General features: G+C 57.5%; 16 protein-coding genes. 7 read left to right on the plus strand and 9 right to left on the minus strand.

The window, feature by feature from the left end; all coding sequences use genetic code 11:
- Positions 1-6 precede the first annotated feature (6 nt).
- Positions 7-240, plus strand: a complete 234-nt coding sequence (locus tag ACFE7X_RS02625; protein ID WP_375434105.1) for a hypothetical protein — start codon at positions 7-9, stop codon at positions 238-240.
- Positions 241-335: 95 nt separating this feature from the next.
- Here ACFE7X_RS02625 and ACFE7X_RS02630 read toward each other — a convergent pair whose 3' ends face one another.
- From ACFE7X_RS02630 to ACFE7X_RS02640, 3 genes are all read right to left on the minus strand, one after another.
- On the minus strand, positions 336-1970 hold the full coding sequence (locus ACFE7X_RS02630; protein ID WP_375434106.1) for an amidase: 1635 nt from the start codon (positions 1968-1970) through the stop codon (positions 336-338).
- Positions 1971-2016: 46 nt separating this feature from the next.
- On the minus strand, positions 2017-2679 hold the full coding sequence (locus ACFE7X_RS02635; RefSeq protein ID WP_375434107.1) for a metallophosphoesterase family protein: 663 nt from the start codon (positions 2677-2679) through the stop codon (positions 2017-2019).
- A gap of 133 nt (positions 2680-2812) precedes the next feature.
- Complete coding sequence (locus ACFE7X_RS02640; protein WP_375434108.1) at positions 2813-2989, minus strand: DUF2256 domain-containing protein; 177 nt, start codon at positions 2987-2989, stop codon at positions 2813-2815.
- 175 nt (positions 2990-3164) lie between these two features.
- Between ACFE7X_RS02640 and ACFE7X_RS02645 the strand changes: the two genes are divergently transcribed.
- A complete protein-coding gene (locus ACFE7X_RS02645; protein WP_375434109.1) occupies positions 3165-4169 on the plus strand; it encodes an SMP-30/gluconolactonase/LRE family protein in 1005 nt (334 codons plus the stop codon).
- 69 nt (positions 4170-4238) lie between these two features.
- Here ACFE7X_RS02645 and ACFE7X_RS02650 read toward each other — a convergent pair whose 3' ends face one another.
- From ACFE7X_RS02650 to ACFE7X_RS02665, 4 genes are all read right to left on the minus strand, one after another.
- Positions 4239-4772: a PAS domain-containing protein gene (locus ACFE7X_RS02650; RefSeq protein ID WP_375434110.1), complete on the minus strand. Its 534-nt coding sequence runs from the start codon at positions 4770-4772 to the stop codon at positions 4239-4241.
- Between the two features lie 12 nt (positions 4773-4784).
- Positions 4785-5147 (minus strand): hypothetical protein, encoded by a 363-nt coding sequence (locus tag ACFE7X_RS02655; protein WP_375434111.1) that lies wholly within the window; start codon positions 5145-5147, stop codon positions 4785-4787.
- 378 nt (positions 5148-5525) lie between these two features.
- Complete coding sequence (locus tag ACFE7X_RS02660; RefSeq protein WP_375434112.1) at positions 5526-6278, minus strand: acyl-CoA desaturase; 753 nt, start codon at positions 6276-6278, stop codon at positions 5526-5528.
- Positions 6279-6399: 121 nt separating this feature from the next.
- Positions 6400-8568 (minus strand): DUF748 domain-containing protein, encoded by a 2169-nt coding sequence (locus ACFE7X_RS02665; RefSeq protein ID WP_375434113.1) that lies wholly within the window; start codon positions 8566-8568, stop codon positions 6400-6402.
- Between the two features lie 238 nt (positions 8569-8806).
- On the opposite strand from ACFE7X_RS02665, the gene ACFE7X_RS02670 reads away from it, so the two are divergent.
- From ACFE7X_RS02670 to ACFE7X_RS02680, 3 genes are all read left to right on the plus strand, one after another.
- Positions 8807-9364 (plus strand): DUF1572 family protein, encoded by a 558-nt coding sequence (locus ACFE7X_RS02670; protein ID WP_375434114.1) that lies wholly within the window; start codon positions 8807-8809, stop codon positions 9362-9364.
- Between the two features lie 197 nt (positions 9365-9561).
- The gene (locus ACFE7X_RS02675; RefSeq protein WP_375434115.1) at positions 9562-10128 is read left to right on the plus strand and encodes a 2'-5' RNA ligase family protein; all 567 of its coding nucleotides are present in this window, start codon (positions 9562-9564) and stop codon (positions 10126-10128) included.
- A gap of 195 nt (positions 10129-10323) precedes the next feature.
- The gene (locus tag ACFE7X_RS02680; RefSeq protein WP_375434116.1) at positions 10324-10788 is read left to right on the plus strand and encodes a hypothetical protein; all 465 of its coding nucleotides are present in this window, start codon (positions 10324-10326) and stop codon (positions 10786-10788) included.
- A gap of 132 nt (positions 10789-10920) precedes the next feature.
- Here the strand turns inward: ACFE7X_RS02680 and ACFE7X_RS02685 are convergent, their stop codons facing one another.
- On the minus strand, positions 10921-11682 hold the full coding sequence (locus ACFE7X_RS02685) for an SDR family NAD(P)-dependent oxidoreductase (protein ID WP_375434117.1): 762 nt from the start codon (positions 11680-11682) through the stop codon (positions 10921-10923).
- Positions 11683-11754: 72 nt separating this feature from the next.
- Positions 11755-12177, minus strand: coding sequence for a helix-turn-helix transcriptional regulator (locus ACFE7X_RS02690; RefSeq protein WP_375434118.1), 423 nt, complete (start codon positions 12175-12177; stop codon positions 11755-11757).
- 102 nt (positions 12178-12279) lie between these two features.
- On the opposite strand from ACFE7X_RS02690, the gene ACFE7X_RS02695 reads away from it, so the two are divergent.
- Positions 12280-13182, plus strand: coding sequence for a helix-turn-helix domain-containing protein (locus tag ACFE7X_RS02695; protein WP_375434119.1), 903 nt, complete (start codon positions 12280-12282; stop codon positions 13180-13182).
- 82 nt (positions 13183-13264) lie between these two features.
- The gene (locus ACFE7X_RS02700; protein WP_375434120.1) at positions 13265-14104 is read left to right on the plus strand and encodes an oxidoreductase; all 840 of its coding nucleotides are present in this window, start codon (positions 13265-13267) and stop codon (positions 14102-14104) included.

Raw genomic sequence — 14104 nt, forward strand, 5'->3', positions numbered from 1 at the left:
TCTGCTATGGCAATCGACCCAAACCAAACCACCGCTCCCGACGACCCAGAAGGCACCCGTGAGGCCGATGCCGCGCAAGGCAAGCAGGATGCCGGCGTAGTTGGCCAATCAAGCGGGCGCCCCACCTACGGAACCGGCGGCTACGAGCTAAACCTGGACGACGAAGATGCGGGCGGCTCCGGCAGTGCATCTTCCAGCACCAGCAAAGCCCCCCACGAATCCACAGAAGAGGATAAGTAGCATTAAAAAAGCGGTTATTCCGAGTGGAGCGAGGAATCTGAGAATACTGCTAAGCAGCATATTCCGATTTCTCGCTCCACTCGGAATAACCGCTTTTATCCGACAAATGGTGGCTGGAATTGCGGCGCTATGCGCTTCTTAGACGCTTGCTCGTAGGCATAGGCCACCGTCAGCAAGGGACCTTCCGTGTACGCGCCTCCTACAAACGACAAGCCAACGGGCAGGCCGTTGACGGTGCCCATCGGGACGGTGATGTGCGGGTAGCCAGCCATGGCGGCCGGTGACGAAGAACCGGGTCCGCCACCCGCGTCGCCATTAATCAGGTCGATGACGCGGGCAGGGCCGGTGGTGATGCCCACGATGGCGTCGAGTTTGTTCTTGCTAAGGACAGCATCCAGAATCTGCCGGGCGCCTAGGTGCGACTTGCGTAGGGCCGCTTGGTACTTAGGACTGCTCAGGTCTTCCAGCTTCTGCGAGGCTTCCAGAATTTCTTGCTGAAAGAACGGCATGGCCTTGGGCTTGTTCTGGGTGTTGAAGGCAATAACGTCGGCCAGGGTTTTGACGGGCGTGTTGGCGGTGGCCAGGTACTTGTTCACGCCGTCTTTGAACTCGTAGAGCAGCACGTCATATTCAGCTTCGCCGAGGGCGTCGCAGGGCTTGTCTACCTCCACTTCTACCACCGTGGCGCCTTGGGCCTTGAGCAGCTCCACGGCTTGCTTGAACAGCGGAATGGCTCCGGAAGCGCCTTCGAGGTGCCGTTTTTCAATCCCAATCCGCTTGCCTTTGAGGCCGTCAGCTTTCAGAAACGTGGTGTAGTCGGCCTGAATCTTACCGGTGTTTTCCTTGGTTATGGCATCAGCAGGGTCCTGGCCGGCCAGGGCGCCGAGCAAGATGGCCGCGTCGCGGACGTTGCGGGTCATGGGGCCGGCCGTGTCCTGGGTAGCGGAAATAGGGATGATGCCGCTGCGGCTCAGTAACCCTACCGTGGGCTTGATGCCTACCAGCCCGCAGCACGACGACGGCGACACGATAGAACCGTCGGTTTCGGTGCCGATGGCCACGGCGCACAGGTTGGCCGACACGGCTGAACCCGACCCGGCGCTGGAGCCGCTCGGCGTGCGGTCCAGGATGTAGGGATTCTTGGTTTGGCCGCCGCGGCTGCTCCAGCCGCTTGTGGAGCGCGTCGAGCGGAAGTTGGCCCACTCACTCAGGTTGGTTTTACCGAGGAGCACCGCACCCGCTTCGCGTAGCTTCTTGATAATGAAAGCGTCCTGCGCAGCCTTGTGGCCAGCCAAAGCCAAGGAACCCGCCGTGGTTTGTTGCTGGTCGCCGGTGTCGATGTTGTCTTTGACTAGCACCGGAATGCCGTGCAGCGGGCCGCGCACTTTGCCGGCTTTGCGCTCCTTATCGAGGGCATCGGCAATGGTTAGCGCGTCAGGGTTGACCTCGATTACCGAGTTGAGTTTGGGGCCGGCTTTGTCGAGGGCGTCGATGCGCTTCAGGTATAACTCGGTGAGGGAGCGGGCCGTGTGTTGGCCGTTGGCCATCTTTTCTTGCAGCCCAGTAACGGTGGCTTCGTTTAGCTCGAAGGAATCGGGAGTGGGGGCTGCCTCGTCGGTGGTGCCGGTGAGCGGCTTGGTAGTGGCCTCGGTGGTGCAGGCCGTGGTGCCCAAAGTGGTAAGCGCAAAGCCGGCCAAGGAACCGTTCCGCAAGAAAAGCCTTCTGTTCATTAGAGAGTCGTTTTTGTTGTAAGATAAACCCCCAACCGTATTTCTCTTACTTCACCCGCAAACTATCCTCCGGATGAGTAGGCACTGAAATAACCTTGAGAATTTTGCCCGTCGCCGAAATGCGGGCGCCGGTCAGGGAATGGCCGTAGACAGCGCCCGTATCCAGGTTCAGCGAATTCGCCACGGCATCAACCACGAAGGCGCTGTAGGGGACGGGCGTGTGCCCAATGAGTTGGAGCTTGCCGATGTTGCGCAGCTGCCCCCGATACCACAACACGCCGTCCGAATTATTTTCGTCGAACGGGTCGAGGGTATCGGCAATGCCGGCGTGACTTGCAAATACATAATCGTTTTCCCAAAACAAGGGCCGCTGTTTGATCCAGGCTAAGTGCGGGGCCAGCAACTCGGGTTGGGCTTCGTACTGAGCCACCGTCAGACGGCCGCCCCACTCCAGCCAGGAAGTTGGAACGTGGTCGGGACTGTAGTAATCCAGCATACCGGCTTCGTGGTTGCCCTTCAGAAAAACGGTTTGCTCGGGATGCTTTTCGCTTAGCTCCATTGCCAGCCCCACGCACTCAGGCGCGAAGTTGCCGCGGTCCATCAGGTCGCCGAGTTGAATCAGGATTTCTTTTTCGGGCCGCCATTTCTGCAACAACTCCAGAAAGGTGTGGTAGCACCCGTGCACATCACCAACAACAAACAAATTCATAACACTAGCAGAGCAGCAGGGCGCGTGTATTCTAGAAGCACTCTGGCAGCAAAATAGGCAATGCTTGCTTGCGGAAGCTAGTGCGCCTCCATAATAAGTTGGTAGCAGACCTCGGAAATCGTTTCGAGCGATGCTACTGCGGCGCCGTTTCGTCTTTGGTTTTCACCTTGTTGCGCTGGCACTTCTCGCCGCAATACTTCACCTCGCCCCAAGAGTTGCGCCACTTCTTGCGGTATTCGAAAGGCCGACCACACGTAAGGCAGATTTTGGTGGGCAGGTTGCCCTTGGTGAGCTTGGCAGGAACAGGCATAGCAGAAGAACAGAAAGCTACAGCCAAAACGGTAGACACGGCTAGATGTTTGCGGCCTCTCTAGCCTGGCGCAACTTATTTGCCTGCTTAGCCCGCTTCCCACAATTGTGTACACCTGAACAGTAACCAACTTCGTATTCGAGTAGGTACATACTTCACCTAATCCACTCTTTTTATGCTTGTTTCGACTGTCTTTTTATTTCCGTTCCGGCGAGTTGCCACGGCCACTGCCTTGCTACTAAGCGGCGTACTGGCCGTTTCCTGCGCCGACGATGACGACCAGGGTAGTACCCCGGCCGTCCCAGAACTCGTTACCTTCACGCAGGCCGGCTTATTTCCGGAGGGCGTGCAGTACGACGCCAAAAACAAGTGCTTTCTGGTGAGTTCCCTTAGCACGGGCAACATTGGGCGGGTAACGGATGCCGGCGCTTACACCGTGCTGGCCAACAGCACCACTGCCAGCGGCACCCGTATCATCACGTCGGCCGTGGGTATCAACCTCGATGAGAGCCGCAACCGCGTACTGGTGGCTTCCTCGAACGCTATGGCTGGCAACGTGGCCCGGCTGGTTAGCTACAACCGCGACAACGGCCAGCTTAATTTCAATGTCGATCTAACTCCCGGCACCAATACCCCTCGGCACTTTGCCAACGACATAGCCGTCGACAACGCGGGCAACGCCTACGTCACCGACAGCTTCGCGCCCTACATCTATAAAGTAGACCCGCAAGGCAACGCCTCCGTTTTCCTGACCGACCAGCAGTTCGCGGCGCCCGCCGGAGCCTTTGGGCTCAACGGCATCGTGTTTCACCCCGACGGCTATTTGCTGGTAGCCCGGGGCGACAACGGGAGCCTCTTTAAAGTGCCGGTTGCCGCCCCGGCCACCTTCACCCGCGTAAATACCACGGGCATCAACTTCACGGGCGCTGATGGGCTGCTGCTGCAAAACAACAACACGCTGCAAGCCGTAGTGAGTGGCAACCGGGTTATTCGCATCGGCACCACCAACAACTGGGCGGGCGCCACCTTGTCGGGCACGTTTGCGGCCACCCAATCGGTGTCGCCGACCACGCTGGCCCGCCGCGTCGGGGCCGACAGCTACGTGCTCTACGCCCGGCTGAGCCAAATGACCGCTACGCCGCCCCCCGCAGAATTTGTTATTGGCAGAGTGCGGTTTTAGAGTTTCTACCACCACAAAAAAGGGCGGCTCCAAATCGGAGCCGCCCTTTTTTGGTGGCAACAAAATTAGTCACTGGCCTAGCTGCTGGCGCAGAGCTTGCACCTCTCGCTCTAGCTCTAGGTTGCGGAAGGTGACTTTCACTTCCAAGTCAGCATAGGCGCGTTCCAGGTCTTGCTCGCGCTTACGCAAGGCAAATTCAATTTCCTTTTGCTCGTGAATGTCGGTGCAGGTGCCAAACCATTGCTTAATGGTGCCGTCCGCGTTGAACTGAGGCTGGGCCTGCCCCAAAAACCAGCGGTAGCTGCCGTCTTTGCTTTTGAAGCGATACTCTATTTCGTAGAACTCGCCGGTAGCCAGGGAGTGGCCCCACACCTGACGGGCACGCTGCTGATCGTCGGGGTGAAGTAGGTTGTTCCACATGTCGGGCCCGACGCTGTCGGCGAGCGTGTAGCCCGTGAAGTCGGTCCAGCGCTGGTTGAAGTAGGTGTGATAGCCAGTAGGATCGGTGAACCAAACCAGTTGCGGAATGAATTCAGCAAGAAAGTAAAATTGTTCTTCAGCCTGCTGGCGCAAACTTTGATCAGAGGAAACGGGAGTGCTCATTTACAACGACAATTAGCAAGGACGGGCAAGCTGAATTTCCATGCCCGACTGAAAGTACAAGATGAGTTGACTTTGCAGGCCATCGGTGGAGCGGCGCAGACGCGTGATCAGCGCCCGAGTTTCTTCTTGGAGCAGTTGCAGTTCTAAATAGGGTCGATTAAGCAAACTATCGCGCTCCATGCTCCATTGACCCGAATCCTGAGCATCGGGGGCATGCAATTGCAACTTACCAGGCTGCAAAGAAAACTTGGTGGCACGGGCCAACGGGCTGTCTGGATCATTCCGGTTCAGTATCCGATCTTCCACACACCATTCCCCATTCAAATAATCATCGGGCATCTCTTGCAGGTTGATGTCAAATAGAAGTTCAGACATACAGGAAATTAGTGCAAAGAGGGGGAAAGTGAAGACCAGTACGATTTCGGACGTCGAAAAGGTTACGTCCAAACTACGTTTGCTAATGAATGGGCACAATAAATAAGCCAATTATTTCCTGCTCCTATACTATCACTCGCTGCTTGCTATTCGGTAGCAGCTAGTTGAGCTTGAAAATAGACGCAGAAGGTTACAAATAGCAAAGTGTAGCCAACTGGCTCCCGAAAAGCACCGCCAAAGCGGCCTCTTCCTAGCAAAAGCAAAAGTACACTTATTGCCTTTTGGCGCTATCAAAAATCTGCCACTTTTAGCGCTCTAGGGTGGCTGAACCCCGGTTTGGTGCCTGCTTCTACTCTACCAGCCTACGCTCTGCCTGGCCTAAGCCTTGGCGGTTGCAACGACCCGGCGTTTCAGGCGGATGATGCCCACTTTGTCTAACGTCCAGATAACGGGATAGGTAGGGTCTAGCTCCCACCATTTCACCCCGAAATTCACGCGCAGCGGCAGTTTGTGGTGGTTGTTTTGGAACAATTCTCCCCCCGTGAGGAAATCGAAGAACAGTGAATTGCGGGACTTATCGTGGTTGTCGAAGTTTTGGTAGCCGTACTTATGCCCGCTCCAGTTGACAATAGCGCCGTGCACGGCCCCCATCATAAAGTGGATAGGCAGCAGCAGGTACTGCCACCACGCCGTAGCAAACAAGATGTAGAAGCCGATGTAAAACACGCCCCACGCCACGCGGGCATACCAGCGGTGGGCGAAGTTTTCGAGCAGCACCCACTCGGGGTACATATGGTCTTCGAAGCGCTTGGCCCCCTCCGAGCGGTGCTGCAACACCTCCTGGTACACGGTGCGCGTCTTCCACATCATGGTGAAAGCATTGCTGGAGTTGTGCGGGGAGTGCGGGTCGTTGTCGGTGTCGGAGTAGGCGTGGTGCATGCGGTGCAGCAGCGCATAGCCGCGCGGCGACATAAACGAAGAGCCTTGCATCAGAAACGTGAACACAAAGAAGAACCGCTCCCACGCTGGATGCATCGTGAACATCTTGTGCGCGGCGTAGCGGTGCTGAAAAAAGGTTTGGGTGAAGAGCGACAAATACCAATGCGCCACGAAAAAGGCAAGAACAGCCATAAAGGAAATAGGTAGGCGCAAAAAAGTAAATCGTAGACCTGAACAGAAACATAAGGCAGCTAACGCCTCAATTGTTCAGGTTAAAGAAATTAAAGGTAGTGCTTGGTGCCGATTCTCGGTCCTACTCACTTTCGCTCAGCTTCTTGGCCAGCCCCGCCGGCACGCCAGCACTGTGAAGCATGCCACTCACAAACCCTTGCCGCCACAGGGAAAACACCGAGTAGCGCAGTTCCCGGCTGGACTTCACCTTTCCGGGCTTCAGCTCTTCTCCTGGTTTGCGGGGATTGTCGTCGCGGAGGAAAACTCCGTTAACCACCGACGTTTCGACGCGGTGAAGGATGCCGGGGCGGTTTTCACGGTTCAGCAGTTCTAGCTTGAGGCCGTGGTACGCCGCCCATATAGTACCCTGTGCCATTCGGCGGTCAAGCTGCATTTGAAAGCGTACACGCTCGATTTCGCCGCTACGCAGACGTAGGCCGCGGGTTGGCACGATCATCGGGTTGAGCATAGTTAGGGGGGCGGTTCCGAACTGGCCGCTGAGGGTATGGGCGCCACTAGGGTCGAGCACATTGGCGCGCAAGCTGAGCTGGGCGGCGCACAGTTGCTGCACCCGGCCCGTCACTTGCGCGGTCATGGGGCGGGCGGCGCTCATGCGGCGCGGGTCGTTGCTGACGTTGGCAAGCGTACCGGTGAGCTGCTGCATGGCCAGCACGCCAGGCTGGGCGCTTCGGGGGGAGCGGTAGCTCATCCGGATGCCTAGGTCGCGGAAGCGTACTTGGCGCACATCCACCCGGAACGGTAGCCGCCCAATGGCGTCGGGCGTCGCCACCGACTGCTTGGGGTTGATGGCAAACCGACCGTCGCTTTCCGTTACCACCCGCGCCTTGGTCACGTCCAGTTGCTGGGCCAACACGCTGCCTTTTTCCAGCAGTGCCTCGATGTCAAGCCCGCTAACCTGCATACGGGGCACCCGCACCCGCACGTGCGCCGACTGATGCCCCTTGCCCCGGGCCAACGCCGCTACCGACATGGTAGGTGCCATTGCCACGTTTTCAAGCTTCAACAAAAGCCGGCGGGTATCGGCGTGTATAGTTTGAAGCACCAATCGATAATAAGGCGCATCGAGGCGGAGGCGCGCCTGGCCGGTGCGCAGGGTCCAGGCGCGGGCGTAGTAGAGTTGGCCTCGGGTGTCGGGTTGCAGGCGGATGTTGGTACCAGTAAGGTACACGTCTTGCACGGCCGGCGCTAGCTCCTGCCCCATCAGTTGCATCTTTGCTCTGGTAACGCGCAATTGCCTCAACCGAAAGCTGGACAAATATGGCCCCACTACCTCGTGCAACGGTGGCGGCGGTACGGCGGGCATTGTGGCCAGCAGATGCAGGCCTGCCAGGTGCAAGTTGTCGGCATGGAAGCGGCCCCGTTGCAAGCCTGCCGCCCGTAAGCCGGTCAGTTCGAGGTGAGGCAGAGTTATGTCGGCGCGCGCACTGCGGGTGCGGTGGTTGCTGACGGCTTGCAAGGGCACGAGTCGCACGGAATCCAGCGTGAGGCGCTGGCTAGCGGAAGAAAATGCCCCATGCCGCAGTTGTAGCACATGGCCTGCTACCCGCGCCAGCACGGTGCGCGCTTCCACTGCTACCGTTGCTGCGTAACCGAGCCGCGTGGTGTCGGCGGCCCCGGTGGCGCTTAGGTATACATCCTGAGCTGTGAGGGTGGCCTGCTCCACCTGCGCCTGGGTTTGCGGGGAGTTGTTGTAGCGCGCTTTCAGGTGCCGCAGCGCCACGTAGCCCACACGCAGCCCTGGGAGCCCCAGCGGCAGGCGCTGGTGAAGAGGTTTCGTGGCACTGTTTGGCGGGGTGGGCGGCAGTTCGCCTAGCTGTAGCTGTAAGCCAGTTAGCACTACACTATCCAGCGGCACTTCCTGCCGCCGCAGAGCCGCTAGCACCCCAATTCCGGCTACGCGCAGTTGGGGTAGGTCGAAAGAAAGAGCAGGCAGCTTGGATTTCTGCCTTTGTTGTGCGGCAGCAACTGAGCGCAGATGCACGCCGCGCACCACCACCGTGCGCGACCACAAATGCGTGCGTAAGTCGTCGATAACCAAGCGGTACTGGCCCTGGCTGGCCTTGCTTGCTTGCTTTTCCAAGGTGTGGCGCAGCCAAGAATCGAGCAAAACCAAGCCGATGCTTACTATCGCCAGCAAGATGATCAATAGCCATACTCCTGCCCGCAGCCACGGCTTCGGGCCCGACGAACGGGAAACTTCGCGAACAGGAGGAAAGGAAGAGTCTATCACGGCTAAGGGCTGGCCTGCGCTTACGATAAACTGGCCGGTTATGGTTGGGGTTATCGGCCACTCTCCTACTACGCTTCCCTGGTGAGGCTGCCGAGCTTATCCCGCATTACGTCTACCTTGGCTACCTTCACTGGCACTCGCTGCCGCATTCTGCCAGTGTGCTTCCGCTCCGGCAACGCACAACCGCGGCACAGCGCGCTCATGCACGAAAGAAAAATCACTTCTTGCTCCTGCTGCCATGTCCGATACCGCCCTGCTTGCCGAAGCTCTTCTTGTCTCGTTCCGCCATAGCTTCCGCAGCTACAAATCCTTGGCCGACCGGGCCCTAGCCCAACTTTCGCCAACTGACTGGCTGCACGTACCCGCCCCCGAGTGCAACAGCATTGCCGTGATTGTGCAGCACATGGTGGGCAATCTTAATTCCCGCTTCACTCATTTCCTGAGTTCGGACGGGGAAAAGCCCAATCGCCAGCGCGACCAGGAATTCGTGGAGCCCACCTCGCCGGAAGTCGTAGCAACGCTGCAAACCCAATGGGCCGATGCCTGGCTCTTGCTCTTCGACTTGCTCGACGCCCTGCAACCCACTGATTTGCTACGAACCGTCACGATTCGCGGTGAAGCGCATACAGTGCTAGCGGCTGTGCAGCGGCAGGCAACGCACTACGCCTACCACGTGGGCCAGATTGTGTTACAAGCCAAAGCACGGCGCGGCGCGGAATGGCAAACGTTGAGTATTCCGCGCGGGCAAAGCGAGCAGTTCACCCGGCAGTTGCAAAACGCTTCCAACCAAGTGTAGGAATTTCCAGTTAAAGAGCAGGCTGAGAGCCCGGCAAGTAGCCAGGGTAGCCAACGCCATGTGTACTTCTCCTCTGAGAATCAGTGAATTGCGTTTTGCATCCAAACCGCGCACCAGTATCTTGCCGCGCGCAGCAAACAAAAGAACCACCCCGCTTCACTTTCCACCTCGTTCTCGAACTTGCTTTTGAAGGCCCGATGCTTGCAATAACCTCCCTGCTGAATCCGCAGAACGCCGACCGGATCAACCGCATCATCAAGAGTTTGGAAACGGAATTTGGGCTCGACGATGTGCAGGCCACCGCCGATCCGCACATTACGTACCAGTTGGCAGGAGTGCGCAAGCTTTCGGCTCTCAACCAAGTGCTGCGCGACGTAGCCCGCCACACCAACCCTTTTGTTGTGCATACCACCGGCTTGGGGCTGTTTCCGGGTCCCAATCCGGTTATTTATATTCCGGTGCTGCGCTCCGACGAGCTCAACCACCTGCACCAACGCATTCTGCAAGCCACCAAACCGCTCTGCTTGCGCACCGACAAATTCAGCGGCCCCGATTGCTGGCTCCCGCACATCTCGCTGGCCCTGCACGATACCACGCCCGAGTTGCTCGGCCCCGTGCTGCAATACCTCAACCAGCAGACCTTCAACCTCAAGATCAGCATCAACAACATCACCATTCTGCGGCAGGAAGACGAGCTGTTTGTGCGCGAGAAAGGCTTCACGTTTGAAGGACACAAACACAACAAGGCGCCTTTGCTCTTCTAGCGCCCGGCGTTGGCTCACCTGGTTTCTGCGCATTGGCGAGCACGCTTCCGCGTTGCGTTATTGCTTGACCAATGCTCGGAATGCCGGTGGATTCGCTTACTGATGCCACTATTTTCAGTTGGGTTGGGGCGCCTTACGCAAGCTGGTTGTCATCCGTGATTTACCTTTGCCGCTTTCAACCACTTTTTCTTTCTTATGTATTCTGTTGTACTTGTTCTGCACTCTTGGTCTCGCTGGCTGGTGCTTATTTTCGGTTTGCTTGCCATCTTCCGCGCTTTTGGTGGCTGGCAAGGTCGCCGCGCTTGGGTGGGAGCCGATAATGGCATGGGGGCGGCCTTCGTGGGCTCGATGCACCTGCAATTGCTATTAGGTTTGCTGCTGTACTTTGTGCTGAGCCCCGTAGGGCTGCAAGGCATGAAAGTGGCCGGCGCCATGAAAGACCCAATTGCGCGCTTTTGGGGCGTCGAGCACATCACCGTCATGATTTTGGCGTGGGCTGCTGCCCAAATAGGTCGTAGCGTGTCCAAGAAAGCCACCGATGCGGTGGTCAAGCACAAGAAGGCGTTCATCTGGTTCACTATCTCGCTGGTACTCGTGCTGCTCATGATTCCGTGGGGCCTCGGCAACTGGAACCCCGCCCGGCCGCTGTTCCGCTTCTAAACACGCTGGTTGCCAGCATTGAATAAACAGAAAAGCCCCTCATCTGCTACTAGATGAGGGGCTTTGTTGTACAGCGTGTTTGCTGTACAGGCGCGCTGTTTTTACGTCGCCATCAGCGAGCTAACACAAGCCCTACAGGAACATGCCGCCCGATGCTTCGAGGCGTTGGGCATTCACCCATCTGGCATCTTCCGAGCAAAGGAAGGCCACCACGCCCCCGATGTCGTCGGGTAGGCCTACGCGGCCGAGCGCCGTAACACCAGCCAGGTGCTCGTTTATCTCCTTGTTGTCGCGCACCCTACCGCCGCCAAAATCAGTTTCGATGGCGCCGGGGGCTACCACGTTGGCGGCAATGCCACGGGCGCCCAATTCCTTGGCTTGGTAGCGGGTCAGCACCTCAATGGCACCCTTCATGCTGGCGTAAGCCGAGGAGCCAGGGTTGGCAAACCGCGCCAGTCCCGACGAGATGTTGATAATACGGCCCTCATCGTTGAGTAGCGGCAAGGCCTTCTGCGTCAGGAAGAACGGGCCCTTGACGTGGATGTTCATCATCTCATCGAACTGAGTTTCGGTGGTGTCGGCAAACAGAGCATACAAGGCTGTTCCGGCGTTGTTGATCAGGAAATCAAACTTGTCGGTGTCGAAAGTGTTGCGGAGCGCGGCCTTCACCTGCTCGAAAAAAGCGTCGAAGCCCTGCACATTGGCGGCATCGAGTTGCAAAGCCACGGCCTGCTGGCCCTGCGCGGTAATCTCGGCTACCACGCCCTCGGCCTCGGCTTGCTGGCTGTGGTAAGTGAGGATAACGTTGATGCCTTTTTTGGCCAAACTCAGGGCCATGTTTTTGCCCAGGCCGCGGCTGCCGCCAGTCACAAGGGCTATTTTGTTGGTGCTCATAGTTTCAAGGGGTTAAGATGACCGTACAAAGGTGGCTACCTGTACCGCTCGAAACATGGTGAGAGCTTCAGTTTAAATGGTGACAGTTTCCGATTCTGCGGCGGTGCGTTGCTGTTCCCATACTGCTTCGCGGTACTGCTTGGGCGTGCAGCCTTCAAAGCGCTTAAAGAACTTGGTGAAGTTGGAGGGGTCGTAGGTGAGGTTGGCGGCAATATCCGCTACTGGCCGGTTGGTGTCACGCAGTAGCTGCCGGGCCGCGTCCATGATGCGGGCCTCGAAGTAGTAGCACGGCGAGTGGCCGGTGGCAAGCTTGAGGGTATTGCTCAGGTGCGTAGGATGAATATGGAGCTGGTCGGCAAAGTCTCGGATTTCCAGCATTTCAATGGCGCGGCTCGCCACCACATCGGCCAGGTGCTGGTCCACGGCGCGCAGGAAATCGGCGGTTATTTCGTGCTGGCGGGCCAGGAGTTTCTTGGGAATGGTTGTCGTAGGCATAAGCGGGAAACGAAGCTGAAAAAACCAAGGCAGTAGAGTGCAGTATAGATACCAGGAAAGCAGCAGGAAGTTGCTACCGTTTGAATTACGTAACTTTGGTTTATGTTGAAGCCTGTTAGTCTCGAAGAATTCTATCAAAGCAAGATTCACTGGCTACCCGAAAACCTGAAGCAGGACATCGGACATTTCAACGTGTTCCGGCTCGATGATTTCGTTGGGCCGAAAGCCTGCCACCTGCCTTACAGTCGCAAAGACTTCTACAAAATCACGCTCGTGACGGGTTGCAGCAATTACCACTTCGCCGATAAAACGGTGGAAGTCAGAGGCCACGCGCTGCTGTTTGCCAACCCCATGGTGCCCTACGACTGGGAACCGCTCGACGACCAGCAAACGGGCTACTTCTGCATCTTCACGGAAGCTTTCCTGCAACGCCACTTGCCCGCCGGGGCGCTGGATCTGCCTGTGTTCAAGCCCGGCGGCCAACCGCTCTACGCCCTGAACGACGCACAGCTAACAACTTGCAAGCAACTGTTCGAGAAGATGTTCGCGGAAATTCAATCTAGCTACACCTTCAAGTATGACTTGTTGCGCAATTACGTGTTCGAGCTGGTCCACAGCGCCATGAAGCTGCAACCAGCCGCCACGCTTTACCAAGACAGCAGTGCGGCCACCCGCATTGCCTCACTGTTTACGGAGTTGCTGGAGCGCCAATTCCCAATTGAGTCGCCGGGGCAGCAGGTGCGGCTACGCAGCGCCAACGCCTTTGCCGGCCAATTGGCCGTGCACGTCAACCACCTGAACCGGGCCCTGAAGGAAGTAACCGGCAAAACCACCTCCCAACTCATTGCCGACCGCCTCGTGCAGGAAGCCCACGCCCTGCTCAAACATACCACCTGGAACGTGGCGGAAATAAGCTATTCGCTGGGCTTCGAGGAACCGGCTCACTTCAGCAACTTCTTCAAGAAACGAGCAGGCACTACGCCATCGGCAATACGCACTGTTTGATTTTTGCAAGCATTGGTTTGATTGCAGCAAGTTCTTAGGCTGCTGGCTGCTCTAGCTTTGTACTGTACAAACAGAGCAAACTATGAGCAACCCCAAAATTTGGTTTGTCACCGGCGCTTCGCAGGGTTTAGGGCTTACGCTGGTGAAACGGCTGCTGCGCGAAGGCCACCACGTAGCAGCCACTTCCCGCAAGCAGGCCAGCCTCGTGCAAGCCGTAGGCACTACTTCCTTTGCTTTTCTGCCCCTGCAAGTCGACCTAGCCGATGAAGCAAGCGTGCGGCAGGGCATCGAGCAAGCTATTAACACTTTCGGCCGCTTGGACGTGGTAGTCAACAATGCGGGCTACGGCATTGGCGGCAGCATCGAAGAACTTACTGATGCCGAGACGCGCCAAGCTTTCGATGTGAATGTGTTCGGTGGCCTGAACGTAATTCGGCAGGTACTACCGTATATGCGAAAGGCCCAAGCCGGACACATTCTCAACATTTCGTCTATTGCTGGTATTACGCCGGCTACGGGATGGGCCATTTACGCGGCTACCAAGTTTGCGGTAGAAGGCTTTTCGGAAGCTTTGGCGCAGGATGTGGCCCCGTTTGGCATCAAGGTTACGGCCGTGGCACCGGGCGCCTTCCGCACCAACTTTCTCACGCCCGAGTCGCTGGTATTTGCGCAGCAACCCCTTGAGGCGTACCAAGCCGTACGTGCCTCGCACGAGAAATACCTGGCCATGAACGGCGCCCAAGCGGGCGACCCGGAAAAGGCCGCAGCCGCCATTATGCAAGTCGCCTCCGAGTCTAACCCGCCGGTGCACTTGCTTCTTGGCCAGGATGCCTACCAACGAGCCACGCAGAAGCTGGAAACCTTCGGACGGGAAATGCAGGCGTGGCAACCCCTCACCGTTTCAACTGAATTTGCGGAGTAG

The organism is uncultured Hymenobacter sp. (genome assembly GCF_964242765.1).
GTDB lineage: Bacteria > Bacteroidota > Bacteroidia > Cytophagales > Hymenobacteraceae > Hymenobacter.

Bases quoted from the DNA above. Each gene is read 5' to 3' on its own strand.
- ACFE7X_RS02640 (WP_375434108.1), bottom strand. From the start codon at position 2,989: ATGCCTGTTCCTGCCAAGCTCACCAAGGGCAACCTGCCCACCAAAATC.
- ACFE7X_RS02645 (WP_375434109.1), top strand. From the start codon at position 3,165: ATGCTTGTTTCGACTGTCTTTTTATTTCCGTTCCGGCGAGTTGCCACG.
- ACFE7X_RS02670 (WP_375434114.1), top strand. From the start codon at position 8,807: ATGTCCGATACCGCCCTGCTTGCCGAAGCTCTTCTTGTCTCGTTCCGC.
- ACFE7X_RS02700 (WP_375434120.1), top strand. From the start codon at position 13,265: ATGAGCAACCCCAAAATTTGGTTTGTCACCGGCGCTTCGCAGGGTTTA.
- ACFE7X_RS02680 (WP_375434116.1), top strand. From the start codon at position 10,324: ATGTATTCTGTTGTACTTGTTCTGCACTCTTGGTCTCGCTGGCTGGTG.
- ACFE7X_RS02655 (WP_375434111.1), bottom strand. From the start codon at position 5,147: ATGTCTGAACTTCTATTTGACATCAACCTGCAAGAGATGCCCGATGAT.
- ACFE7X_RS02695 (WP_375434119.1), top strand. From the start codon at position 12,280: ATGTTGAAGCCTGTTAGTCTCGAAGAATTCTATCAAAGCAAGATTCAC.
- ACFE7X_RS02660 (WP_375434112.1), bottom strand. From the start codon at position 6,278: ATGGCTGTTCTTGCCTTTTTCGTGGCGCATTGGTATTTGTCGCTCTTC.
- ACFE7X_RS02635 (WP_375434107.1), bottom strand. From the start codon at position 2,679: ATGAATTTGTTTGTTGTTGGTGATGTGCACGGGTGCTACCACACCTTT.
- ACFE7X_RS02630 (WP_375434106.1), bottom strand. From the start codon at position 1,970: ATGAACAGAAGGCTTTTCTTGCGGAACGGTTCCTTGGCCGGCTTTGCG.
- ACFE7X_RS02675 (WP_375434115.1), top strand. From the start codon at position 9,562: ATGCTTGCAATAACCTCCCTGCTGAATCCGCAGAACGCCGACCGGATC.
- ACFE7X_RS02690 (WP_375434118.1), bottom strand. From the start codon at position 12,177: ATGCCTACGACAACCATTCCCAAGAAACTCCTGGCCCGCCAGCACGAA.
- ACFE7X_RS02685 (WP_375434117.1), bottom strand. From the start codon at position 11,682: ATGAGCACCAACAAAATAGCCCTTGTGACTGGCGGCAGCCGCGGCCTG.
- ACFE7X_RS02650 (WP_375434110.1), bottom strand. From the start codon at position 4,772: ATGAGCACTCCCGTTTCCTCTGATCAAAGTTTGCGCCAGCAGGCTGAA.
- ACFE7X_RS02625 (WP_375434105.1), top strand. From the start codon at position 7: ATGGCAATCGACCCAAACCAAACCACCGCTCCCGACGACCCAGAAGGC.